23 protein-coding genes are annotated in these 23,703 nt (G+C 66.9%); 21 read left to right on the top strand and 2 right to left on the bottom strand.

Features of this window, described 5'->3' with window-relative positions; genetic code table 11:
* Positions 1-14 precede the first annotated feature (14 nt).
* Entirely contained in the window at positions 15-2,288 is a 2,274-nt protein-coding gene (locus HMPREF9006_RS01645; protein WP_009211788.1) for a HelD family protein, read from the bottom strand.
* 177 nt (positions 2,289-2,465) lie between these two features.
* Between HMPREF9006_RS01645 and HMPREF9006_RS01640 the strand changes: the two genes are divergently transcribed.
* The gene (locus tag HMPREF9006_RS01640; protein WP_009211787.1) at positions 2,466-3,539 is read left to right on the top strand and encodes a PAC2 family protein; all 1,074 of its coding nucleotides are present in this window, start codon (positions 2,466-2,468) and stop codon (positions 3,537-3,539) included.
* Between the two features lie 5 nt (positions 3,540-3,544).
* On the opposite strand, the gene HMPREF9006_RS01635 is transcribed toward HMPREF9006_RS01640, so the two are convergent.
* Positions 3,545-4,402, bottom strand: a complete 858-nt coding sequence (locus HMPREF9006_RS01635; protein ID WP_048727957.1) for a spermidine synthase — start codon at positions 4,400-4,402, stop codon at positions 3,545-3,547.
* A 47-nt stretch (positions 4,403-4,449) separates the two neighbouring features.
* Between HMPREF9006_RS01635 and dinB the strand changes: the two genes are divergently transcribed.
* From dinB to lspA, 20 genes are all read left to right on the top strand, one after another.
* Positions 4,450-5,796, top strand: coding sequence for a DNA polymerase IV (gene dinB / locus HMPREF9006_RS01630; RefSeq protein WP_083806963.1), 1,347 nt, complete (start codon positions 4,450-4,452; stop codon positions 5,794-5,796).
* A gap of 67 nt (positions 5,797-5,863) precedes the next feature.
* On the top strand, positions 5,864-6,271 hold the full coding sequence (locus tag HMPREF9006_RS01625; protein WP_009211784.1) for a DUF3040 domain-containing protein: 408 nt from the start codon (positions 5,864-5,866) through the stop codon (positions 6,269-6,271).
* A 108-nt stretch (positions 6,272-6,379) separates the two neighbouring features.
* A complete protein-coding gene (locus HMPREF9006_RS10505; RefSeq protein ID WP_156794377.1) occupies positions 6,380-6,721 on the top strand; it encodes a hypothetical protein in 342 nt (113 codons plus the stop codon).
* A gap of 246 nt (positions 6,722-6,967) precedes the next feature.
* Positions 6,968-7,399: a division/cell wall cluster transcriptional repressor MraZ gene (gene mraZ / locus HMPREF9006_RS01615; protein WP_009211782.1), complete on the top strand. Its 432-nt coding sequence runs from the start codon at positions 6,968-6,970 to the stop codon at positions 7,397-7,399.
* 112 nt (positions 7,400-7,511) lie between these two features.
* Positions 7,512-8,537: a 16S rRNA (cytosine(1402)-N(4))-methyltransferase RsmH gene (gene rsmH, locus HMPREF9006_RS01610; protein WP_009211781.1), complete on the top strand. Its 1,026-nt coding sequence runs from the start codon at positions 7,512-7,514 to the stop codon at positions 8,535-8,537.
* Positions 8,534-8,926: a hypothetical protein gene (locus tag HMPREF9006_RS01605; RefSeq protein WP_009211780.1), complete on the top strand. Its 393-nt coding sequence runs from the start codon at positions 8,534-8,536 to the stop codon at positions 8,924-8,926. The genes rsmH and HMPREF9006_RS01605 overlap by 4 nt, the downstream gene beginning before the upstream one ends.
* A gap of 17 nt (positions 8,927-8,943) precedes the next feature.
* The gene (locus tag HMPREF9006_RS01600; RefSeq protein WP_009211779.1) at positions 8,944-10,677 is read left to right on the top strand and encodes a peptidoglycan D,D-transpeptidase FtsI family protein; all 1,734 of its coding nucleotides are present in this window, start codon (positions 8,944-8,946) and stop codon (positions 10,675-10,677) included.
* 17 nt (positions 10,678-10,694) lie between these two features.
* Positions 10,695-12,092, top strand: coding sequence for a UDP-N-acetylmuramoyl-tripeptide--D-alanyl-D-alanine ligase (locus HMPREF9006_RS01595; protein WP_009211778.1), 1,398 nt, complete (start codon positions 10,695-10,697; stop codon positions 12,090-12,092).
* Complete coding sequence (gene mraY / locus HMPREF9006_RS01590) at positions 12,089-13,174, top strand: phospho-N-acetylmuramoyl-pentapeptide-transferase (protein ID WP_009211777.1); 1,086 nt, start codon at positions 12,089-12,091, stop codon at positions 13,172-13,174. The genes HMPREF9006_RS01595 and mraY overlap by 4 nt, the downstream gene beginning before the upstream one ends.
* Positions 13,171-14,616: a UDP-N-acetylmuramoyl-L-alanine--D-glutamate ligase gene (gene murD / locus HMPREF9006_RS01585; RefSeq protein ID WP_009211776.1), complete on the top strand. Its 1,446-nt coding sequence runs from the start codon at positions 13,171-13,173 to the stop codon at positions 14,614-14,616. Before mraY ends, murD begins: the two co-directional genes overlap by 4 nt.
* Positions 14,564-15,859, top strand: coding sequence for an FtsW/RodA/SpoVE family cell cycle protein (locus tag HMPREF9006_RS01580; protein WP_009211775.1), 1,296 nt, complete (start codon positions 14,564-14,566; stop codon positions 15,857-15,859). Before murD ends, HMPREF9006_RS01580 begins: the two co-directional genes overlap by 53 nt.
* Before the next feature lie 32 nt (positions 15,860-15,891).
* Positions 15,892-17,016 carry an undecaprenyldiphospho-muramoylpentapeptide beta-N-acetylglucosaminyltransferase gene (gene murG / locus HMPREF9006_RS01575; RefSeq protein WP_009211774.1) on the top strand — a complete coding sequence of 375 codons (1,125 nt, stop codon included), beginning with the start codon at positions 15,892-15,894 and terminating at the stop codon, positions 17,014-17,016.
* Positions 17,009-18,400, top strand: coding sequence for a UDP-N-acetylmuramate--L-alanine ligase (gene murC, locus HMPREF9006_RS01570; RefSeq protein WP_009211773.1), 1,392 nt, complete (start codon positions 17,009-17,011; stop codon positions 18,398-18,400). The genes murG and murC overlap by 8 nt, the downstream gene beginning before the upstream one ends.
* On the top strand, positions 18,397-19,353 hold the full coding sequence (locus HMPREF9006_RS01565) for a cell division protein FtsQ/DivIB (RefSeq protein ID WP_009211772.1): 957 nt from the start codon (positions 18,397-18,399) through the stop codon (positions 19,351-19,353). The genes murC and HMPREF9006_RS01565 overlap by 4 nt, the downstream gene beginning before the upstream one ends.
* 127 nt (positions 19,354-19,480) lie before the next feature.
* Positions 19,481-20,728: a cell division protein FtsZ gene (gene ftsZ, locus HMPREF9006_RS01560; RefSeq protein ID WP_009211771.1), complete on the top strand. Its 1,248-nt coding sequence runs from the start codon at positions 19,481-19,483 to the stop codon at positions 20,726-20,728.
* Complete coding sequence (locus HMPREF9006_RS01555; protein WP_009211770.1) at positions 20,725-21,522, top strand: polyphenol oxidase family protein; 798 nt, start codon at positions 20,725-20,727, stop codon at positions 21,520-21,522. The genes ftsZ and HMPREF9006_RS01555 overlap by 4 nt, the downstream gene beginning before the upstream one ends.
* A gap of 85 nt (positions 21,523-21,607) precedes the next feature.
* Complete coding sequence (locus HMPREF9006_RS01550; protein ID WP_009211769.1) at positions 21,608-22,060, top strand: cell division protein SepF; 453 nt, start codon at positions 21,608-21,610, stop codon at positions 22,058-22,060.
* Between the two features lie 7 nt (positions 22,061-22,067).
* Positions 22,068-22,376, top strand: coding sequence for a YggT family protein (locus HMPREF9006_RS01545; protein WP_009211768.1), 309 nt, complete (start codon positions 22,068-22,070; stop codon positions 22,374-22,376).
* 175 nt (positions 22,377-22,551) lie between these two features.
* A complete protein-coding gene (locus tag HMPREF9006_RS01540; protein WP_009211767.1) occupies positions 22,552-23,124 on the top strand; it encodes a DivIVA domain-containing protein in 573 nt (190 codons plus the stop codon).
* Between the two features lie 67 nt (positions 23,125-23,191).
* Positions 23,192-23,692 carry a signal peptidase II gene (lspA, locus tag HMPREF9006_RS01535; protein WP_009211766.1) on the top strand — a complete coding sequence of 167 codons (501 nt, stop codon included), beginning with the start codon at positions 23,192-23,194 and terminating at the stop codon, positions 23,690-23,692.
* The last annotated feature ends 11 nt before the right edge of the window (positions 23,693-23,703 follow it).

The following is a 23,703-nucleotide window of genomic DNA, read 5'->3' as shown; positions in this document are numbered from 1 at the left end:
ATGCCGCCGTGTGGTCACGACGACCACTCGTCCATGCCCGCCGGAAGCACCTCGGCGTGGACAACGTGGACGTCGTGGGTGGCCCGAGTGAGCGCGACAAAAAGATCCCCGATGCCGTCCGCGGCGATCTCGCCGGGCTCAACGAGGACCACCGAGTCGAACTCGAGGCCCTTCGAGGCGACGGCCGACAGGAGGCTGACGCGCTCAGACAGCGCGGTCTCGCCCCCCAGGTCTGCCCCCCACGCCCGTGCGCGCTCCTCGCCCACGATGATCGCAATGCGGCCCCTGGAGGCCCCCGCCTCGCGGTCGAGTCGCTCCTCCGCCTCGCGGCGGGCGGCCTCGACCCCCTTGCGCAGGGCCTCCTCCGTCCGCGAGGCGGCTGCCCGGGTGGTTGGTTCCACCCGGGTCACTCGGTAACACCCCTCGACGTCGCGAACTGCCGTCATCGGATACAGCACGGGAGCGCCCGCACGGGCGAGCACCCCCTCGGCGAGCTTCGTGAGCGTCGCCGGGGTTCGGTACGAGACCGTCAGCGCATACTCTCCCGCCAGCGCCCGCGCGGCTGGCCCCAGAGCCTTCTCCCACGACGGCGGCCGCTCGTGGCCGCGTCGCTGATCCAAATCACCCACGACGGTGAAAGAGCGCGACGGGCACCTGCGCAGCAGGCACCGCCACGCCATCGGGGACAGCTCCTGGGCCTCGTCGACGACGATGTGCCCGTACGCCCACGTTCGATCCTTCGCGGCACGCTCGGACAGCGGAGTCCAGGAAGGCTCGTCTCCGACCGAAGCAGCGAGCATCTCGGCGGTGACGATGCCCCCGCCCAGGTGCTGTCCCTCGATCGCGGCGCGGGCCCGCTCAACGTCGGCGGCGTCCGCCTCGCGGGTCGGAGCCGAGGCGGGCATGGGACCAAGAAGCTCCTCGCACTCGTCCAGGATCGGCACATCCTGCACGCTCCACGGGGCATTGCGCGCTCGACGCACGGCGGCCAGCTCCTCGGCGCGCAGGGGAGACCCGGCTCGCCTATTGGCCGCGGCCAGCACCTCGGGACGCGCGTAGAGCCTACGCAGCAGGGTCTGGGCGCTCGTCGGCATCCACGCCGAGTTAATGGCGCGCCGACAGTCCACGGAGTCGCGGATCTCCGCAAGCCACGAGCGCCTCACCTCCGCTTCGACCACCCCGTCGCTGTCGGCGTCCCCGGCCTCCGTGGCCAGACGACGAGCGAGGACGTCCATCAGTTCCCTCGCGAAGGACTCCCGGGCCGTGTTGTGGGGGCGGCCCGAGCGCTTCGCCCTGCGCCTGGCGGCCTCCACGTCGGTGCGCCGGAGCGTGACCTCCCGGTTCCACACGCGCAGCACCTGGTCGCCCTCGGGCAGCTTCGCCAGTGCGCGCACCGCCTCGCGGATGATTGTTGCCCACGCGGGAAGTCCCTTGATCCGGGCGACCCTTTCGTCCTCGCTCGCGCGAGCGCGCACCCCCGGCACGAGATCACCCAGGGTCACCGAAACCACGCCCGTCTCGCCCAGGGAGGGCAGCACCTGCTCGATGTAGCGCAGGAACAGGGGGGAGGGGCCAACCAGGAGAACACCCGAGCGCTCCAGGCGCTCGCGGTGCGCGTACAGGAGATAGGCGATGCGATGCAATGCGACCGCCGTCTTTCCCGTTCCCGGCCCGCCCTGCACGACGAGGAGACCCCTGTCGGAGGCGCGGATGATCCTGTCCTGCTCGGACTGAATGGTCGCGACGATGTCTCCCATGCGTCCGTCGCGGGCCTCGCTCAGCGCGTGCATGAGGGCTCCCTCGCCCTGCAACTCCAGCCCCGAGGCGCGCGACGCGTCCAGGAGCTCGTCTTCCAACCCGGTCACGCGGCGCTCGCGGGTGGAGATGTGGCGGCGCCGAACGACCCCGTCCGGCTCTGCCGACGTCGCCTGGTAGAAGGGCCTCGCGGCGGGAGCACGCCAGTCCACGAGCAGCGTTGATCCGTCTTCTCGGGTCAGCGACAGGCGGCCGACGTGACGGACGGACCGATCCGCTAAATCGAGGCGACCAAAGACCAGCCTTTCTTCTACGCCCTCGAGGCGCGCAGCCATCTCGCCCAGGTGGGCGGACAGCGCTTCGCGTTCGGTCCAGCCCTGCGCGTTACCGACCCCGTGGGTCGAGTGAACCCGGCCCTGGCGCGCCCTGTACGAGGCGCGAAGAGAATCCAAACGCTCGTAGGCGCTGTCGACGAAGTCCTGTTCGGGCAGGGGACGATCCGTCGAAAACTCCTGGTCGGCGCGTGTTGCCATGGGGCCTCCTCGTCTTTCGTGGCCTTCTATTGTTGCTCACTTTTCCCTCCCGTGCTCCCGTCTGCGTGTCGGTGTGTGCGACTTCGCCTCAAGCTCAAAACACGCTCCCGCGTGACGAGGAGGGGGCCTCGCAGGTACGTTAGAGGCGAGGGAGAAGAGCGAGCACCAGGAGGATACGTGAGCATCACTGCCGCCGACCTATACGCCGATGGGCCAGCCGTCGGCGCGAAGGCGAAGATTCTCCTCATCCATTTCGATGGGGCGATCGATGCCGGTGGGGCCGGACGCATGGCGATCGCTCAGATGCTGCGGTCCCTGCACAACGAGAGGGTCGCCACCTTCGACGCGGACGCTCTCATGGACTACCGCTCTCATCGGCCCATCGTCACCGTCGACAACTGGGTTGCCTCGCCGGACATGGTGATGCCCGAAACGGTCCTCGACCTGGTCGAGGACGACATGGGCAATCCGATCCTGGTGCTGCACGGAGCGGAACCGGATGCTCACTGGGAGTCTTTCACAAAGGCGATCAGTGAGATCAGCGAGCGGGCGGGAGTCGAGATCACGTTCTCCCTGCACGGGGTCCCCTCCGGGGTTCCCCACACGCGGCCCACGCCCGTCCACGTCCAAGCCACCGACGCCTCGCTTCTGCCGTCGGGCGTGCAGGTGACCAATCACATGCAGTTCCCCTCGCCCCTGTCGACCTTCGTGCAGATACGAATGGGACAACGAGGCATCGGCGGGCTCGCGCTCCTCGGCGCGGTCCCGTACTACATGGCCGACACCGCCTACCCCGCGGCCTCGTCGGCGCTGCTGACCTCGCTGGCCAAGTTTGCCGACCTGTCGCTGCCCGTCGGCGACCTCGAGCAGGGGGCGGCCCAGGACCAGGAGAACATTGAGAAGCTCGTCGAAGGAAACCCCGAGGTCTCCCACACGGTCTCCGCGCTTGAGGAACACTTCGACGCCTGGACCGGAGGAACTGGCGCCATCCCGTTGCCCGGGATGGGAGAGCCTCCCCGCGTCGGGCGCGACGACAAGGCCCCCAAGGACATCGGCGACGTTATCGAGGCCTATCTTGCGCAGGTTTCTCGCGCCCAGGATGAGGGCGGCGGGTCGGTGAATGCTCCCTCGCGTGCCCCGCAGGACCAGGGCCCGTCGAAGCCGGACACGATTGAGGACGTTCTCGCGCGTATCGAGGCACGCCGCAACGGCCAGGGACCCGGCCCCTCCACGCCTCGCCACCGCGCCTGAGGCGACTACCCCGGCTGGTCGCCCTCCTCGATCGGTGAGGTGAGGCGGGCAGGCCGGTAGCCGATGGCGGCATCGGTGAGCGCGGGAGTGCCCGCGACCCAACGCTCCAGCTGGCTGGGCCGCGTGATGCGCGCGGGCAGTGCCAGGGTGCGAAGCGAGCGATCCACCTCGTCGGCGTCGACAACGCCCGGCTCGCACGCGAGTGCCACCACGTTTCCTCGGCGCCCGCCTCGTCCGACCTTCGGGTCCTGGATGGAAGCGACGAAGGGGAAGACGGCACGCAGAGCCGCAATGTCTTGCCGAGCGTTTGCGTGGCCGCCGTGCGCGCAGTTGACCAGGTAGACGCCGCCGCTGCTCAGGACGCGCCGGGCGTGGATGGCGCACTCGATCGTGCGCAGGTGGTCCGGCGTGACACCGCCGGCGAAGGCGTCGCGTGCGATCACGTCGAACGCCCCGTCGCGCACCGTTTCCATGATCTCGCGTCCGTCACCCACCCGGATCTTGACCTGAGGCGAGGTCGGGATGGGGAAATGGTCGCGGACGGCCTGGGCCAGGAGGCGATCGATCTCGACGGCGACGTGGCGCGAGCGCGTGTGCGAGGCGGACCATGCGCACGCGAGGGCGCATGCCGCACCTCCCAGGTGGAGGGCGCGGAATCGCTCGTGTGGCCCCCACAGGGAATGGACCACGGCGGACATGTGCTGCATGTACTCGAACTCGAGGTAGGTGGGGTCCGAGGCATCAAGGGCCGAGGACTCAACGCCGTCGAGGAACAGTGTCGCGCGCGGGCCATCCCATCGGATGCGCGCCGATCCCACGTCCGTGTCGAAGATGAGGTCGCGTGACGAAGACGAGCGTGCCATGGTGGACACTGTAACTGCGTGAGATGGAAGCGGGCACGGGAGGTGACATGTCGAACGCGCCGAGGGACCAGCGGGCAAAGCGCGACTGGGGATCGGATGATTCGCACACCCCGATCCTCCACGTGGACATGGATTCCTTCTTTGCGCAGGTTGAGATGTTGGAGGATCCCTCCCTGCGGGGGCGCCCCATCGTTGTGGGGGGAACCTCGGGGCGAGGTGTTGTGACATCAGCTACCTATGAGGCCAGGGCGCTCGGGGTTCGCGCGGGCATGCCGACCGCCCGAGCTCGCGCGCTGTGTCCCACGGCCGCGTTCGTCCCCGGGAAACGCTCGCTGTACCGGCACTACTCCGCGCGGGTCATGGGGATTCTCGCGACCGTCACCCCGGTGCTCGAACAGGTGTCGATCGACGAGGCGTTCCTCGACGTTCGGGGCGCGCGGCGCAGGCTCGGGTCACCCGCACAGATCGGGGCGCGGATCCGTTCTCAGATTCGCGAGAGCATCGGCCTGCCCGCGTCCGTCGGGGTCGCCTCCACCAAGTCGGTCGCGAAGATCGCCTCGTCGCACGCCAAACCCGATGGGTTGCTGCTCGTTCCCCAAGAATCGACGGTGGAGTTCCTGCACGGGCTTCCCGTGGGAGCGCTGTGGGGTGTGGGCGGAAGGACCGGGGCCGCCCTCGAAAGGGAAGGAATCGATACCGTCGGAGACCTGGCCCGGGCCCCCGTGGCGCGCCTGACCAGGCTCCTCGGCGCTGGCGCAGCACATCACCTCCACGATCTGGCGTGGGGGATCGATCCGCGTCCCGTGACGACCTCGCGCGAGGAGAAGTCAGTCGGCACCGAGCGTACCTTCGACGACGACATCCGCTCGCGGGCCGACATCGAGGAGTTTATTTTGGCCGCCTCCCACGACTGCGCGCGCAGGCTTCGGGCCGCCAACGTCGTTGCGTGGACGGTTGTCATCAAGATGCGCGGGGCGGACTTTCACACCATCACTCGCAGCGTGAGCCTCGTGGCACCGACCGACACCGGTCGTGATATCGCGCACGCAGCGCGCGCCCTCTTCGCGCGCGAGGACATGCCGCTGGGGGGAGTTCGCCTCTTCGGCGTTCGCGCCGAGGGGCTTCAGGCGCGTTCCGTCGGCGTTGCCGTCACGCTGGACCGAGATGAGCGGCCCGCCGCTTCGGAGCGCGCCATGGACCAGATTCGCAGCAAGTTTGGTGCCGGAGCGCTCGAACCCGCGACCCTCCTGCGCAAGGCTGCCTCGGGCGAGCGCCTTGAGCGCGAAGTCGGCCCGGCGGGGAGCCGTGGCGGGGAAAGAGAACCTGGCCGCGGCCTTCCCAACGGGCGCCACGTTCGGGCCAACGGCGGGGGTGAGCAGGGGCGACTCCTGTGAGCTGGTTGGTCTCGGGCGCGTTCCACGCGCTAAGCTGAGGTCATCATTCGTCCGAAAGGGGCAGCCAATGGCTCTCACCGAGTATGAGAAGAAGATCCTCGAGCAGATGGAAGCATCGCTGCGCGAGGAGGATCCGGCCTTGGCCTCGCAGATGTCCGCCCCCGCGCCCGATGACAAGGGAAGCGCGCGGCGTGCTCCCCGGCGCCTCGCGACGGGCATCGCGGGTGCTTTTCTCGGAATGGTGGTCCTCGTCGTTGCCGTGTCCCTGGGCTACTCTGTCCTCTCGATTGTGATCGGAGTCGCTGGTTTTGCGTTGACGGTGGCGGGGATTCTCTACGCCCTGGCCAGGCCCTCGCGGCGGGGTTCGGCTGCGGCTGACGGTGCCGCCTCACGCAAGAAGAGCGGACGCGGCGGCTGGGATTCTTTCATTCAGGATCAGGAGCGTCGCTGGGATGACCGCAAGGGGGACGACTAGTCGCCGCGGCGCGTCATAGCGTCGCGGGGGTGGGGCGCGCCGGATTGTCTGGCTCGCCCCACCTTCTTCTGTCTCCGTCTTTCCATGGTGCTCCCCACGGTGCTCCCCATGGTGCTCCCCATGATGCTCCCCACGGTGCTCCCCACGGTGCTCCCCATGGTGCTCCCCACGGTGCTCCCCAGTGTGCTCCCCAGTGTGCTCCCCACGGTGCTCCCCACGGTGCTCCCCACGGTGCTCCCCACGGTGCTCCCCACGGTGCTCCCCACTGCGGCCCCCACGGTGCTCCCCACGGTGCTCCCCACGGTGCTCCCCACGGTGCTCCCCACGGTGCTCCCCACGGTGCTCCCCACGGTGCTCCCCACGGTGCTCCCCACGGTGCTCCCCACGGTGCTCCCCACTGCGGACCCCACTGCGGGTGAGTGCGCGCGTCGGCTCCCCCGGCCTCGTTGAGATCCTTCAGATTCCAAGGGGTTGGCGATGCGTTAAGCGGGATGATCCCGTGGTGGCGGAGGGGCGGATGCGGCCGAGAGCGCCGTAGTGTGTGCAAGATTTCCCCACTCTTCTCCACCGGTATTTTTCCTTGATTTTTAGCTCTTTCTAAAGGCCTTCTGACGCGCCACGCCGGATGTTTCTCCGTTGATATGGGGTGGAGTGGGTTAAAGTGGGGGGAAGTTCCGAAGAAGGGAGGGTGGCGACATGTTCCTCGGTACGTACGAGCCCAAGCTCGACGACAAAGGACGCATGTTCCTACCCGCGCGCTTCCGCGAGGACATGGAGGGCGGCATCGTCCTCACTCGCGGGCAGGAGCACTGCGTGTACGCCTTCCCGGCAGCGGAATTCGAGAATATGACGGCGGAGCTGCGCCGCGCACCCCTGTCGTCGAAACAGGCGCGTGACTGGATCCGCGTCATGCTCTCGGGAGCCTACAAGGAGATTCCGGACAAGCAGGGGCGTATTAGCGTCCCCGCAGACCTGCGTGCGTACGCCGGCCTGGAACGTGAGCTCGCCGTCATCGGCGCCGGGTCACGAGCCGAGATCTGGAACGCGTCTTCCTGGCGCGAGTACCTCGCAGTTCAGGAGGAGGTCTTCTCCAACACGGCCGAAGAGATCATCCCCGGGATGTTCTGACCCGTACTCCCAGGTCTCCGCCCGCTGTTCCGATACCACTTCCCCGGTAGCGGAGCACGGTGGGGGACCTGGATGGACGGGTCAGGCCCGACATGCGTGAAGGAGGCACGACATGACCGAAGCATCGACGTCGGTGCGCGCTTCGTCGTACCTCGCCGACGCCTCCCGTCCGGCGCGAGAACGCCACGTTCCGGTCCTACTCTCCGAATGCCTGGACATGCTTGCCCCGGCTATTGGCGCTCCGGGTGCCGTCCTCGTCGACGCGACCCTGGGCATGGGCGGGCACACGGAGGGAGCGCTGGAGCGTTTCGAGGATCTCACCGTCATCGGAATTGATCGCGACCCGCAGGCGATAGCACTCGCCTCGGATCGGCTCGAGCGCTTCGGTGCGCGCTTCCGGGCCGTTCACGCGACATACGACCACATCGACCGGGTCATCGAGGAACAGTGCGGCCCCGGATCGCGCGTCGACGGCATCCTCATGGACCTGGGCGTGTCCTCCCTCCAGCTTGACGAGGCCGACCGGGGCTTCGCGTACTCGAAGGACGCCCCGCTCGACATGCGGATGGACCCCACGACGGGTCCCAGCGCGGCAGATCTCCTGGCCAGCGCGTCTGAGGGTGAGATCGTCCGCATCCTTCGCACCTATGGTGAGGAGCGCTTCGCCCCCCGGATCGCGCGCCTCATCATCCGTCGCCGCGACGAGGCGCCGATCACTCGTACCGGCGAGCTCGTGGATATCGTCCGCTCGGCAATACCCGCACCGGCCCGCCGCAGCGGTGGAAACCCGGCCAAGCGCACCTTTCAGGCGCTGCGTGTAGCCGTCAACGATGAGCTCACCATTCTTGAGCGTGCCCTGCCGCGCGCACTCGCGAGTCTTCGCGTGGGCGGACGCCTGGTCGTCGAAGCCTACCAAAGCCTCGAGGACCGAATAGTGAAAGACGTGCTGCGGCGGGGAGCAACCAGTGCCGCTCCCCCCGGGCTGCCGATCGTCCCCGACGAGATGGCGCCCAGCCTGAGGCTTCTCACGAAGGGCGCCAACAGGGCGGACCAGGCCGAACAAGATCACAACCCTCGATCTGCTTCCGTGCGACTGCGCGGAGCGGAACTACTGAGCGAATGGAAGGACAACTCATGAGTGCAGCAACAGCGAAGGCGCGCCCCGCAACTCGCCCCGAGCCGCGCCGTGACGACGTCCGCGAGCTGCGCATCGTGGAGGGGGCGCGCCCGCGTCGGTCCGTCCTTGCCATCCTCGTCCTCCTGGTCATCGTCGCGATGGCCTCCGTGGTTGCTTCGATGGTGCTCAACACCCGCATGGCGCAGACCTCCTTCGAGATCCGCGAACAGCAGCTGGCCCTGAACGAGCTGGAAGCGAAGTCCTGGACGATGCGTGCCGAGCTGGATCGCAAGGCGTCGCCCACCGAGCTCGAAAGGGCAGCCAAGGCCAACGGAATGGTCCCCGCGGGCAGCCCGGGGTTCATCTCGCTCGACAAGGGCACCGTTGAGGGCGGGACGCCGGCCAAGTAGCTCGGAAGCGGGTGCCTATGGATAGCGTCATGACGCGTTCGCGTTGGATCTTGGTGACACTGGTCGTCGCGCTATGCGTGTGCGGCGTGCGTTTGGTGCAGCTGCAGATCATCGAAGGACCGTCGTTGGCCGCGCAGGGGCAGCGCGTGCGCACCGCATCAACGGCGGTGGCCGCAGCCCGCGGGACGATCACGGACGCGACGGGAGTCGTGCTGGCCAATTCCATCCAAACCTACGACATCGCGGTCAATCAGGTGAACATCCGTTCCTACGTTCACCGTGACGACGACGGCAACGAAGTGGGCCGCGGCCCCGCCGAGGCTGCCCGTCAGCTGGCTCCCCTCCTGGGGATGAACGAGGCGGAGCTGGGCGGCATGATGCTGGGTGACTCAACCTACGAATACATCAAACGCAACGTTGATGCTGTGTCCTATCGTGAGATCCGTAAGCTCGACATCTACGGGATCGAATGGGAGTCGGTGTTCGAGCGCGAGTACCCCAACGGTAACGTCGCAGCGCCAGTGATCGGAACCGTCAACGCCGAGGGACAGGGGTCCTCGGGCATGGAGGCTCAATTCGACGCGCTCCTGACGGGTACGCCGGGCGCGCAGGCCTTTGAGATCGCACCCAACGGTGCCGTCATGCCGGGAGGCAAGAAGACGACGGTCGAGCCGAAGAATGGCGGCTCGGTGGAACTGACCCTGCACGCGGACCTGCAGCACCAGGTCCAGGACCTCCTGGACGCGCGTGTCACCAAACACCAGGCTGACTGGGGGGCCATCGTTATCGAGGACGTTGCCACCGGTCACGTGCTCGTCATGGCCGACTCGAACTCGACCGAACCGGACAACGCCAGCCCCCAGAAGGTGCATGCGGTTCAGGATGCGTTCGAGCCCGGCTCGGTCGGGAAGTTGATCACCGTGGGAGCCGCCCTCAACCAGGGGACGATCACACCGACGAGTGTCTTTCAGGTGCCCTACGCCCTCGAACCTCCCGATGCGGGCGGGCCCATCACCGATTTCCACGAGCACGAGGGCGAAACGCTGACGCCGACGGGGATCCTGGCGGAGTCGTCGAACACCGGAACGGTGCTGATCGGTCAGACGCTAGGGGATGAGCAGCGATACTCAATGATGCGTGCCTTTGGATTCGGGCAGGAAACCGGGGTCGAACTACCGGGAGAGTCCGCCGGACTGCTGCGGGACTGGCAGCAGTGGGCGGGACGCGACCGCTACGTCACGATGTTCGGTCAGGCCTACGCGATCACCGCGATGCAAGAGGCCTCGGCGCTGGCCACGATCGCCAACGGGGGAGTGCGGATCGCTCCGCACGTTGTCAAGTCGTGGACGAACGCCGATGGGACCGTCGAGGTGCCGGAAGGGAGCCAGCCGGTTCAGGTGATGGAGCAGGCGGCCGCCTCCCAGCTGCTGACCATGATGGAGTCGGTCGTTGAAGACAAGCGCGGCACCGCCGGAGCCGCGAAGGTTCCGGGATACCGCGTCGGCGTCAAGACCGGTACCGCTGAGACCGTCATTGACGGGGCCGCAGGACTCGTCTCCACGACGGCGGGAATCATCCCCGCTGACGCCCCGCGTCTGGCAATCGCCGTTGTTCTCTACAACCCGAGGGTGGCATCGATCTCATCGGATTCGTCGGCCCCCCTGTTTGGTGACGTTGCGCGCACGGCCGTCAGTAACCTGGGTATCCCAGCTTCCACGGGGTCGGCTAACCTGTATCCGACGACGCCGTGAGTGCGAAGGAGAGAAACATGCAGGCATCGGCGCAGTGGATTGCAGACGCAGTATCGGGCCGCTTGGTGGGACCCGATGCGTGCGTCACCGGAACCGTTGTCACGGACTCTCGGGAGGCGTCGGCAGGATCGCTCTACGTCGCGCGCAGAGGTGAGAACGCGGACGGGCACGCCTTCGTGCACGGCGCGATCGAGCGCGGCGCGGTTGCCGTGATCGCCGAACGCGAGCTTGAGGAGGCCGTCGCCCAGATCATCGTTGAGGACTCCACTCGGGCGCTCGGCGACCTGGCGCGCGCCCACGTGGACGCGCTTCGTTCGCGCGGCACACTGGACGTGATCGCGATGACGGGATCGGTGGGTAAGACCACCACCAAAGACCTGCTGCTCCAGATCCTGTCCGAGGACGGGCCGACGGTGGCGCCCAAGCTCTCCTTCAACAACGAGGTCGGCCTTCCCCTGACCGCCCTCCAGGCCGACGAAACGACGCGACACCTCGTGCTTGAGATGGGAGCTTCGGGGCCGGGACACATCTCCTACCTGACCGACATTGTCTCCCCGGACGTGGCGATTGAGCTGTGCGTGGGACACGCGCACGTGGGAGGGTTCGGCGGTTTCGAGGGCGTCGCGGCCGCAAAAGCCGAATTGATCGCGGGAACGCGACCGGGTGGACCCGTCATTCTCAACACCGACGACCCCAACGTTGAGGCGATGGCGCCGATGGCGACGGGGCCGATCGTTCGATTCTCCGCCTTGGGTGAGCCGCGCGCCGATGTGCGTGCCGAGGAGGTGCGGACCGACCGCGCCGATCGGGCCTCTTTCACGCTCGTGACCCCCCGCGGCAGCGCCCCCGTCTCGCTGGCGCTTGTCGGACGTCATCACGTCTCAAACGCGCTGGCAGCCGCGGCCGGTGCTCTCACCCTCGGCATGGACCTCGACACCGTGGCGGCGGTACTCTCCGGGGCGCGAGCGCTGAGCCCGCATCGCATGGACGTTCACGATCTCGACATCGAGGGGACGGCGCTGACCCTCATCGACGATTCGTATAACGCAAACCTGGACTCGATGCGAGCGGGGATCGCTGCGTTGGCCTCGATCGGGCGCGACGCGGTCAGGATCGCCGTTCTCGGCGAAATGCTGGAGCTGGGGGAGGAATCACGGTCGCTCCACGAGCAGGTCGGCGCGCTGGTTGCCGATGCGGGGGTCGACACACTCATTGGCCTGGGCGCGCACTCCCACTACTATCTAGAGGGAGCCTCCGGCGTGGCCAATCGCACGGTCGCCTCCGATCCAAGCGACGCCGCACGCCTGGTGGCGCGCTTCGCCGAGGAGGGCGCCGTCGTCCTCGTGAAGGGCTCCTACGGTTCACAGTCATGGCAGGTAGCTGACATCCTGCGGGAGAAGGGAACGACCCGGTGATTGGACTCATTGCCGCGTTCATTATCGCGATGGCGCTGTCCGTGATGAGCACGCCGCTGCTCATCCGATTCCTGGTGATGCACCAGTACGGGCAGTTCATCCGCCAGGACGGGCCGACGCAGCACCTGACCAAGCGCGGCACGCCGACGATGGGCGGTGTCGTCATCATCCTGGCGACGGTCCTCGCGTGGCTCATCGGATCCTTTGTCGCAGGCGCGGGACCATCGTGGTCCGGGGTGCTCCTCGTCTTCCTCTTCGTGGGATTGGGCGTCATCGGCCTGCTCGACGACGGAATCAAAATCATGCGCCAACGTTCCCTCGGCCTGCACCCCTCGGGCAAGATCATCGGGCAGGTGGCCGTGGCCTCCCTGTTTGCGCTGGGCACCCTCATCTTCCCCAACGACTATGACGAGTACCCCGGCACTCTCGCGATCTCGGTGGCGCGTCCGACCACCCTCACGCTCGGCTTCGCCGGCCTTGCCCTCGGAGTGGCCCTCTACCTCGTGTGGACCAACCTCATCGTCACGGCGTGGTCCAACGCGACGAACCTGACCGATGGCCTGGATGGGCTGGCCGCCGGCGTGTCCATCTTCGTGTTCGGCGCGTACACCTTCATCGCATACTTCCAGCGGATTCAGTCCTGCACGATGCCGGGAGCGAATCAGGCGAATTGCTACGCGACCCGCGACCCCCTGGATCTCGCGATCTTCTGTGCCGCCCTCATCGGTGCCCTCGCCGGATTCCTCTGGTGGAATGCGTCCCCCGCCCAGATCTTCATGGGTGACACCGGTGCGCTCGCCCTGGGTGGAGCCGTTGCGGGCCTGTCGATTCTCACCCAGACGCAGGTTCTCGCCATCGTCATCGGAGGTCTCTTCGTGGCCGTCGTCGTCTCCGACGTCATCCAAATCGGCGTGTTTAAGGCCACGGGCAAGCGGGTCTTCCGCATGGCTCCCCTTCACCACCACTTCGAGCTTCTGGGATGGAAGGAAGTCACCATCGTCATCCGTTTCTGGTTGATCGCCGCAATAGCCGCCGTCGCCGGAGCGGGGATGTTCTACGCGGAGTGGGTGTCCGCTCGATGAGCCGCCACGCCGCCGTCCTTGGGTGGGGAAAGTCGGGCCGGGGAGCCGCCGAGGCGTTGCTTTCGCGCGGCTGGAGGGTCAGCGCATTTGACGCGCGACCGCCCAAGGAAGAACACGTCAACGGCCTGGTCGACGTTGCCGTGCATGTCGAGGAAGACCCGGTGCCCCTCGCCGCCGCCATTATCGAGGCGCGCCCCGACCTCGTTGTTGTCTCTCCGGGCGTCCCTGCCCACCACCCCATTTTTTCCGCTTGCGAGGAGAGCGGGATCGACCTGTGGGGAGAAGTCGAATTCGCGTGGCGTTTGCAGGAGGAGGGTCCGCACGCCGGAAGGCCGTGGCTCACCGTTACCGGCACAAACGGCAAGACGACGACGGTGGGCATGCTCGGCCAGATCCTGACGAGCGCGGGAGTGAGGGTCCAAGAGGTGGGCAACATCGGCACGCCGATCACCCGTGCGATCGACTCCGACGCCGAGGTCTTCGCCGTCGAACTCTCCAGCTTTCAGCTGCACACAACACGTTCCGTCTCCCCCCTGGCGTCGGTCTGCCTGAACGTGGATTCAGATCACCTCGATTGGCACGGGAGCGCGCAGGCCTATGCGGCCGACAAGGCACGCGTGTATGAGAACACGGTGCGAGCCTGCGTCTATCCCGCCTCCGATCGGCGCGTGGAGGCGATGGTTGAGAACGCCGACGTCGTCGAAGGGGCGCGCGCCATCGGAGTGACCCTGGGGGTGCCCTCGGTGTCGCAGCTCGGCATCGTGGAGGGGATGTTGGTGGATCGCGCCTTCATCGACGATCGTGCGCGCCGCGGCCTCGCCCTCGCGCGTGTCTCGGACTTGGGCGGCGCCTACGGGGCGCACCCCTCGGCTGCGGCACTCCTTGACGCGCTCGCCGCGGCCGCGCTGGCGCGAGCATACGGGGTGGAGCCCGAGGCGATCGAAGAAGGCCTGCGCGCATTTCGGCCCGCGGGGCATCGCCGCGCGATCCTCGGTGAGGTCGCGGATCTGACGTGGGTGGATGACTCCAAGGCCACCAACGCCCACGCCGCCCGGGCCTCCCTCGCCGGTCTCCCCCCGCGCAGCGCGATCTGGATCGTGGGCGGAGACGCCAAGGGCCAGGACTTCACCGAACTCATCGGCCAGGTCGAGCCGCTTCTGCGCGGCGTCATCGTGATTGGCGCCGAGCGCGGCCCGCTGATTGCATCCCTGCGCGCTGCGGCCCCGGCGGTGCCCTTCGTCGAGGTTGACGGGCATGAGGACTGGATGTTCTCGGTCGTCAACGAGGCGGTTGCCCTGTCTCGGCCCGGCGACACGGTCGTGTTTGCCCCGGCGTGCGCGTCGTGGGACCAGTTTGACAACTATGGCCAGCGCGGGGACGCGTTTGCCGATGCGGTTGCGCGCCTGCGTGCCCAGTGGGGGAGTGCCGGTGGCGACGAATAAGCGCGGATGGCACGTCCCCACGGTGACGCTCCCTCGGATACGTTTCGGCTCGGGCCGCCAGCGAGAGGATAGCCCGGTCGCCACGTACTACCTGGTCGTGATCCCGGCGCTGCTGCTGTCCGTCTTCGGTCTCGTCATGGGCTTTTCAGCCCAGACGGTCACCGCCATTGCGCAGGGAGAGAACCCCTACGCGGCGTACTCGCGTCCGCTGCTCATCATCCTTTTCTCTTTGCTGATCGCGACCTTCGTTCAGCTGGTTCCGCAGCGTTGGTTCGTGCGCCTGGCCCCGTTCATCTTCGGTGCCGCCCTCGTATTCCAAGGCCTCGTTCTGAGCCCGCTGGGCAGGTCCGAGGGTGGAAACGCGAACTGGGTCAAGATCGGCCCCGTCATGGCTCAGCCCTCGGAGCTTCTCAAACTCGCCCTCGTGGTCTTCTTGGCGTTCATGGTCTCGAAGTCGGCGTCGAAGCGCTCCGACATCAAGACGATGGGCGTTGCCGTGGGCCTGCCGCTCGTTGTCGCGCTCGGTGCGGTCATGCTGGGCCGCGACATGGGAACCGCGATGGTCGTGGCGATGGGGGCCCTCGGCGCCGCGTGGGTCGCCGGATTGCCCAAGCGCTGGTTTGGTGGTCTCCTCATGGTGGCCATTCCGACGCTGGTGCTCCTCGTTCTGTCCAATCCGACGCGTATCCGACGCATCCTTGCCGTTCTTCCGGGGACCTCCAAGGGCCCCGATGAGTCGGCGCCGGAGCAGATCGATCACTCGCTGTGGGCGCTGGGATCGGGGGGCCTGACGGGGCTGGGACCGGGTGCATCGCGCGAGAAGTGGAACTATCTGCAGGCCGCGCATACGGACTTTATCTTCGCGATCGTCGGCGAGGAGTTCGGCCTCCTCGGAACGCTCGCGGTGCTGGTGTGTCTCGGGCTGCTCGTGTGGGGAATGATTCGTGTCGCTCGCGAGTCCACCGACCTCTTCGTCATCATCACCTCCTCCGGCGTGGCGACCTGGATCGGAGTTCAGACGATCATCAATGTGTTGTCGGTGACGGGGATGGGGCCGGTCATCGGTGTTCCCCTTCCGCTCGTGTCCTACGGCGGGTCCTCTTTCTTGTTCACGATTACCGCCGTTGCGGTCGTCGCCTCCTTTGCGCGGGCGCGCGCCGGAATGTGGATGATCGGCAGGCCGGACGAGGCCTCGGCCGGACGCGATCCGCGTGTGGCCCCCCGGCGACGCGCGGCTCGCTAGACTGGGTCACGCACACGGGTAAAGGAGACTCCATGGTCAAGGTTGTGATGGCCGGCGGCGGGACTGCCGGTCACGTGAATCCGCTGCTGGCGACTGCGACGCAGCTGCGCGAGGAAGGCGCCGACGTCGTCGTGTTGGGGACCCGGGCGGGGCTCGAGTCCGACCTGGTTCCTGCGGCGGGCTTTCCTCTCGTCGAGATACCTCGCGTGCCGCTTCCCCGGCGCCCCTCCCTGGCCTTCTTCACGCTTCCCGCGCGTTTCGCCGACGCTGTGAAGCGGTGCTCGCAGGCGCTGGAGGGGGCCGATGTCCTCGTCGGATTCGGCGGCTACGTGTCGACCCCGGCCTACATCGCGGCCAAGCGAGCCGGGGTGCCCATCGTCATTCACGAGCAGAACGCGAGACCCGGGCTGGCGAACAAGGTGGGGGCTCGCCATGCAGCGGTGGTGGCTCTGACGTTCCCCTCAACGCCGCTCGCCGCTCGAAGTGGACGCACGGTCGTCACGGGTCTACCCCTGCGCGCCGCTATCGCGGAGCTGGCCGCGTGTCGGCGGGAGCACGATGGCGCTGCGCGTGCTCGCCGTGAGGCCGCGCAGCGCCTCGGTGTCGATGCCGAGGCTCCCACACTCCTCGTGACGGGAGGCTCCCTGGGCGCCCAACACGTGAACGAGTCGATGACGGAGGCTGCGCGGGCGCTTCCCGACGGTGTGCAGGTCATTCACCTGACCGGACGCGGCAAGGATGCTCCCGTGCGCGCGGCCATCGAGCAGGCCGGGCTGACGGCACGGTGGCACGTGATCGACTATCTGACGACGATGGAGGACGCGCTGGCGGTGGCGGACCTCGTCGTGTGCCGGTCGGGGGCCGGGACCGTGGCGGAGATGGAGGCCCTGGGACTGCCGTGCATGTACGTGCCGTTGCCGATCGGCAACGGCGAGCAGCGCTTGAACGCCGCCGACCACGTGAGCGTCGGCGGCGCTCAGCTCATCGACGACAAGGATTTCACCGCGGACTTCGTCTCGTCCAACGTGTTCGGTTTGCTGGGATCGACCAGGCTCTCCGACATGGCGGCGGCGTCGCGGTCTTTGGGACGCGCGGGGGCGGCGGGTGCCCTCACGGAGTTAATCATGGAGCAGGCAAGAAAGGGCGAACATGAGTGAGCCGAGCCTTCAGGATCGTTTTCATCTGATCGGCGTCGGCGGAGCGGGGATGAGCGTCGTTGCCGAACTGCTGGTGTCTCGCGGAGCGGTCGTCGCGGGCTCGGACCGCGAAGAGTCGCAGGTTCTCGATCACCTGCGTTCCGTGGGCGTGCATGTCGATGTTGGGCACGATGCCTCCCACGTCGATCCCGAAGCGGTCGTCGTCGTGTCGAGCGCCATCCGAGAAGACAATCCCGAGCTGGCTGTCGCGCGCCGACGCGGACAGCTGGTCATCCATCGCTCCCAGGCCCTGGCGCTGGCGGCCTCCGGGATGCGCTTCGTTGCGGTGGCCGGGGCGCACGGGAAGACCTCCACGTCTGGAATGCTCGCGATCGCTTTGAGGGCATGCGGGCTGGATCCGTCGGTGGCGGTCGGCGGCGTGCTCCCTCAGTTGGGAACGGGAGCGCATCTGGGCGGCGGCGAGGTCTTCGTCGCAGAGGCCGACGAGTCCGACGGGTCGTTCTTGAACTACTCCCCGGCGATTGAGATCGTGACCAACGTGGAGCCCGATCACCTGGATCGCTACCACTCGCGCGAGGAGTTCGAGGAGATCTTCGTGGAGTTCGTGCGCCGACTCGTTCCCGGTGGGTTGCTGGTCGCGTGTGCCGAGGATCCGGGCGCGGCACGTCTGGCGGACACCGCCAAGAGCCTCGGCGCACGCGTCGTGACCTACGGGAGGGAGGAACACTCGCAGTGCGAGGCCGATGTCCTCATCTGCGATGTGAGCGTCGACGCTGAGGGAGCCTCGGCGTCGCTGGCGTGGGGTCCGCGCCGTGCTCGCCTGAGGCTCGCGGTCCCCGGCGAACATCATGTGCTCAACGCGGCGGCCGCCTGGGTGGCCGGCATCGAGTGCGGCGTCGAGCCACAGGCAATGGCAGACGGCTTGGGAACGTATGCGGGTGCGGCGCGACGCTTCGAATCGCGAGGGGCCGTGGGCGGCCGCCGGCTGTTCGACGACTACGCGCATCACCCCACCGAGGTCGAGGCGGCTATCGAGCAGGCCCGCGTGGTTGCGGCAGGAGGAGAGGTCACGGTCGTGTTCCAGCCCCACCTGTATTCGCGCACGCGCATCTTCGCCGAGCGCTTTGCCAGCGCCCTGTCGCGAGCGGATCACGTTGTTCTTGCCGGGATATACGGGGCCCGTGAGGATCCGGAACCCGGAGTCGACTCGGGGATGATTGCCTCGCGCGTTGTCGGTGCCTCCTACGCGGAGGACATGCACGAGGCGGCTCGCCGCGCCGCGAGGCTCACCCCGCGAGGCGGGGTCTGCGTCACGATGGGTGCTGGCTCGATCACTCGCTGTGGACAGGACGTTCTCGATGAGTGGAAACGGATGGATTCATGAGGCCGCCGACGCCGCGACGGCCGGGGGGATCTCGCCCGCAGGCCGCCCAACCCGTCGGCGAGCACACGGGCGGGGCACGCGCGAGCGAGGACGGTGAGGCCTCGCCCGAAGAAGCGACGTCGAAAGATCCAGGCCGTGCCCGGCAGGGCACGGCGTTGGAGCCTCGCACGGTGCGAGACGCTCTTGCCACTCCGGTGGCAGCCACCGATGCGGCTTCCCTCCTGGGAGGAGAGAACACGACCGACCTGAGGGATCGGCTGCGTGAACGCTCGCGCGCGCGCCGGGTGCTCCTCGTGCGTCGCATCGTGATCGCCCTCTTCGTTGCATCGGTTCTCGCGGGGACGACGTGGGCGGTCTTCTTCTCGCCGCTCTTCGCCCTGTCTTCCTCCTCCGTCGTGGTCGCCGGGCAGGATGGGACACTCGTAACGCCCGAAGCCGTCAGGTCCTCGATCGCTCCCTTTGAGGGGGTTCCGTTGACTCGTTTGAATACGGATGCCGTTGCGCGAGCGGTCGAATCCAACGTCGCAGTCAGATCGGCGTCGGTGTCGCGCCGCTGGCCGACGAGCCTGCGCATTACCGTGTCGATGCGCGTGGGGGTCGCCGTGGAGGAGTCTGGCGGCGGATACTGGCTGATCGACGATCAGGGCGTGGCCTTTGAGCAGGTGAGCGGTGCGGGATCCTATCCGATCGCGACGCTGCCGCAGGAACGAGCCCAGGGGGCGTCCGACATCGCGTCGGCTCTGGGCGCCCTGGACGAGGGGACCCGTTCGCAGGTGGCCGCCATTACGTCGACCGGATCGCAGGTCAGCTTCACGCTGCGCGGCGGTCAGGTTGTCAAGTGGGGGACCAGTGCAGACGCGCCGCAAAAGGCGCGGGTGTTGGCCACTCTCTTGGCCAATGTCACAGCGTCCACGTACGACGTCTCGTCGCCGAATCACCCCGTGACCAGTTGAGTCTTCTGCTTTGCCCGCGTGTTGGCTTGAAGGTTCACGCGCGGACCCCTAACTTCTTTCCGACACAAAGCACACGAAACATCAACCTTCAACTAAAGGTTGAGGGTTTGATGCAAGGGAGACATCCATGGCGACACCGCAAAACCACCTGGCAGTGATCAAGGTCGTTGGCGTTGGCGGCGGCGGCGTGAACGCCGTGAACCGAATGATCGAGGTTGGCCTCAAAGGTGTTGAGTTCATCGCGGTCAACACCGACGCCCAAGCCTTGCTCATGTCCGATGCCGAGACGAAGCTCGATATCGGTCGCGAGTTGACCCACGGCCTCGGCGCTGGCGCTGATCCCGCCGTTGGTCGTAAGGCAGCGGAGGATCACATCGACGAGATCACTGCGGCGCTCGAGGGTGCCGACATGGTCTTTGTGACCGCGGGTGAAGGCGGCGGCACGGGCACGGGTGCGGCTCCGGTCGTGGCCAAGATCGCCCGCGAGGCCGGTGCGCTGACCGTCGGCGTTGTCACCCGTCCCTTCTCCTTCGAGGGCAACCGCCGCGCGGCTCAGGCCGAGGGAGGGGTGACGACCCTGCGCGAGGAAGTCGACACGCTCATTGTCATCCCGAATGATCGTCTTCTGGAGATCTCCGACGCCAACATCTCCGTGCTCGACGCCTTCCGCGCGGCAGACCAGGTGCTCCTCTCGGGCGTTCAGGGCATCACGGAACTCATCACCACTCCCGGCCTGATCAACGTGGACTTCAATGACGTGAAGTCGGTGATGAAGGATGCGGGATCGGCGCTCATGGGCATCGGCGCTGCCACCGGCGAGGACCGAGCCCTGCGGGCGGTCGAGAGCGCGATCTCCTCGCCGCTGCTCGAGGCCTCGATCGATGGCGCCCACGGCGTGCTGATGTTCTTCCAGGGGGGGTCGGACCTGAGCCTGCAAGAGGTCTACAGCTCCTCGCAGCTGGTGCGTGAGGCCGCCCATCCCGAGGCCAACATCATCTTCGGTAACGTCATTGACGACGCGCTCGGCGACGAGATTCGAGTCACGGTCATTGCCGCCGGCTTCGACGACGCGACCGATGCCACCCGCTCGCGTCCGGTCGCTCGGGTGTCCGCCCCTGTCGCGCAGCAGCGTCCCGCGGTGCCCGAGGCCAAGGCGCCCGCGGCGGAAACCACTCGGATCAACCAGCTGTCGACGCGCCGCCCCCAGCACCGCCTGGATGTTGCCGCTCCTGTGCGCGAGAGTGCGCCGGCCGCCGAGGCTCCCGCACCGAGCGACTACGAGGAGACAGAGCCCGAGCGCTCCTTCGAGGTTCCTCGCGTCTACCCGGAGGCGCCGGAGAAGGAAGAGCTGGACATTCCCCCCTTCCTGCGTTGATATCATTGCAGCCATGGGCCGGTGCCCGGGTCCACCTGACCGAGGTGGACCCGGGCACCGGTGCGCTATGCGGCAATGTTGGACTGCACGTCGGCGACGACGAGGAAACCGTGAGGACACGCCGCGCAGCGCTCGCCGCGGCCCTCGGTCGCAGCGTCGTGTGGATGAATCAAACCCACTCAACGACCGTGGAGACGATTCTTCCGGGAGAATCGGGACCCGTGCTCGCCTCCGGTGCGCGTCTCGACCGGGACGGGGCTGGTCAGTGGGGCCCCGTTGATTGCGACGGCATCGTCATCGACGCCCGAGGATGGTCACGTGCTCCCTGCCTCGCCGTTCAAACCGCCGACTGCCTGCCGGTTGTCTTCTCCGCAGATGCCGGTGGCGTCGTCGCAGCGGTCCACGCCGGCAGGCGCGGTCTCCTGGGGGGCATCCTCGCGCGCGCCGTCGATGCGATTCGCGCGCGCACGCGAGGACCCATCCGCGCTCTGATCGGTCCCGCGATCTGCGGCGGGTGCTACGAGGTTCCCGAGAACCTGGCCGAGGCGAGCGACCTGCGGATGCCGGGAATCCGAGCGCTCACCTCCTGGGGAACCCCCTCCCTCGATCTGCCCGGCGCCGCGGCCAGGTTCCTGACGGCCAGAGGGGTCGAGGTCACCCGTGACGGGCGCTGCACTCTCGAGGAGCTCGACCTGTTCTCCTATCGGGCCAACCCGGCGTGCGGTCGCCAGGCGCTCGTTATTGCTGCCGCGTCACCGGCAAACGACCAGTCACTGCGGTCCTCCCACGCGTAGCTCCTTGCGACGCGCCGGGCTTCCTGCGCCTCGATCGCCGTCGGTAACTGTACGTTGTGCCTAAGCGACGGATGAAGGAGGAGCAATGAGTGAGTCGTTCGGTGCGCGCGCACGTAAGTTCATGGGCTGGTACTCACCCGAGGAGGCCATCGATGAGTTCGAAGAGTTCGACGAGGTGGAAGAGGTAACACCCGTGGCAGACATTACGCCCGTGTCCCGACCGACGCTGACCAGCATCCGGCGCGAAGAACCCGCCGAGGACATCACTCGCATCGTCACGATTCATCCGACGGCCTACTCCGATGCCGTCACGATCGGCGAGGCCTTCCGTGACGGCACGCCGGTCATCATCAATCTCACCGACATGGGCGAGGAAGAGGCGCGACGCCTCGTCGATTTCGCCGCCGGACTCACGTTCGGCCTGCACGGAGTGATCGAGAGGGTGACCAACCGCGTCTTCCTCCTGTCCCCCGCGTCGATCGAGGTTGCGGGCGACTCCAGCCCGGCGCGTCGCGGTTCTCTCTACAACCAGGGCTAGGGGCCTCGTGATCGTCCTTCGCTACGTCGGAGTCGGGCTCAGCGTCCTGCTGAACTTCTACATGATGGTGCTTCTCGCGCGCGTGATCATGGACTGGGTCCAGTTTTTCGCGCGCGGGTGGCGTCCTCGGGGCATTGTGTTGGTCGCCGCGAATCTCCTCTATGCCCTGACCGATCCACCCATTCGGTGGATCCGACGTTTCATTCCGCCTCTGCGCCTTGGCGGCATGGCGCTTGACGTTGGTTTCATGGTGTTGTTCCTTGTCCTTATTGTTGCGCGACGCTGCGCTATGCTTCTGTATCTTCTGAGTTACTAGGAGTCACGCGCCGAAATGAGAGGTCCCACATTCGTCCCGCTCATGTCGTGATGGATGTTGCTAGTGTGACAATTTCGGTTATTATTTTTGTGACGTGACAGAGGGCGGCCTTCCCGGTCGTCCAGACATGCGGCCACAATCGCATGTCCAATCGAAACGACCGAGAGGCGAAGAAATGGCCCTGCTCACTACCGAGGATGTCCTCAACAAGAAGTTCCAGTACGTCAAGTTCCGCGAGGGCTATGACCAGGACGAGGTTGATGAGTTCCTCGATGAGGTTGTCTCCACCATCTACTCCCTCCAGGTGGAGAACCAGGATCTGAAGGAGAAGCTCGAGGCCGCAGAGCGGCGCGTCGCCGAGCTCTCCAACTCGGACTTCACTCCCGCCGAGACGCCCGCCCCTGCGGCCGCCCCGGCACCCGAAGCTCCCGCCCTGTCTCTCACGGGGCCCCAGGACGCGGAGTCCGCTACCTCGATGCTCGCCCTCGCTCAGCGCGTTCACGACGAGTACGTGCGCGACGGCGAAGAGCAAAGCGCGAAGATCATTGCCGAGGCCAACGCCGAGCGCGATTCGATCATCGCCGACGCCCAGAAGCAGAAGGACACTCTTCTGTCTCAGCTTGACCAGGAACGCGAGCTGCTGGAGAACAAGATCAACGGCCTGCGCACCTTCGAGTCCGAGTACCGGTCGAACCTGCGCAACCACCTTGAGTCGCTTCTCAACGAGGTGGGCAACGACGCGAACTGAGCGCGTTTCGTCTGACGGTGGCGACGCACCCTTGGTGTGTCGCCACCGTCATTTATGATAGGAAACTATGGCTGACTCTTCCCGCGCGCACCTCACCCGCATCCAGTGGCTCTGGGCCGCTTTCGTGTGTGTCTTGGCCGTTGCCGCCGACCAGGTGACTAAGCTCTGGGCGCGTTCCGCGCTCGGAGACACCGCGCCGCGTCCACTGGTGGGGGACTGGCTTTCCCTCAGGCTTGTGCACAACTCGGGAGCCGCCTTTTCTCTCGGCGCGGATCGCACCTGGGTGCTCACGATCATCACCGTGGTGATCATCGCTTTGCTCGTTGCGCTTCTGACGCGCATCCGTCGCTTTTCTGCGCTCCTGGCCATTGCCCTGCTGATGGGGGGAGCGTGGGGAAACCTCATCGATCGGCTGACCGCGCAGCCCGGATTCGGCGTCGGCCACGTCACCGACTTCATCGCCTACGGCAATGCCTTCGTCGGCAACGTCGCGGACATCTGGATCGTTGTGGGCGCGGCCTGGCTCGTATTCGCTCTCTCCCGTGAAGGCACCAAGGAGCAGCAGTGAGTTCCTCGCGC

The sequence above is a fragment of the Actinomyces sp. oral taxon 180 str. F0310 genome, from assembly GCF_000185285.1.
Lineage (GTDB): Bacteria > Actinomycetota > Actinomycetes > Actinomycetales > Actinomycetaceae > Pauljensenia.
Note: the sequence above shows the minus strand (reverse complement) of the source record. Positions and strands in the feature narration are given on the sequence as shown.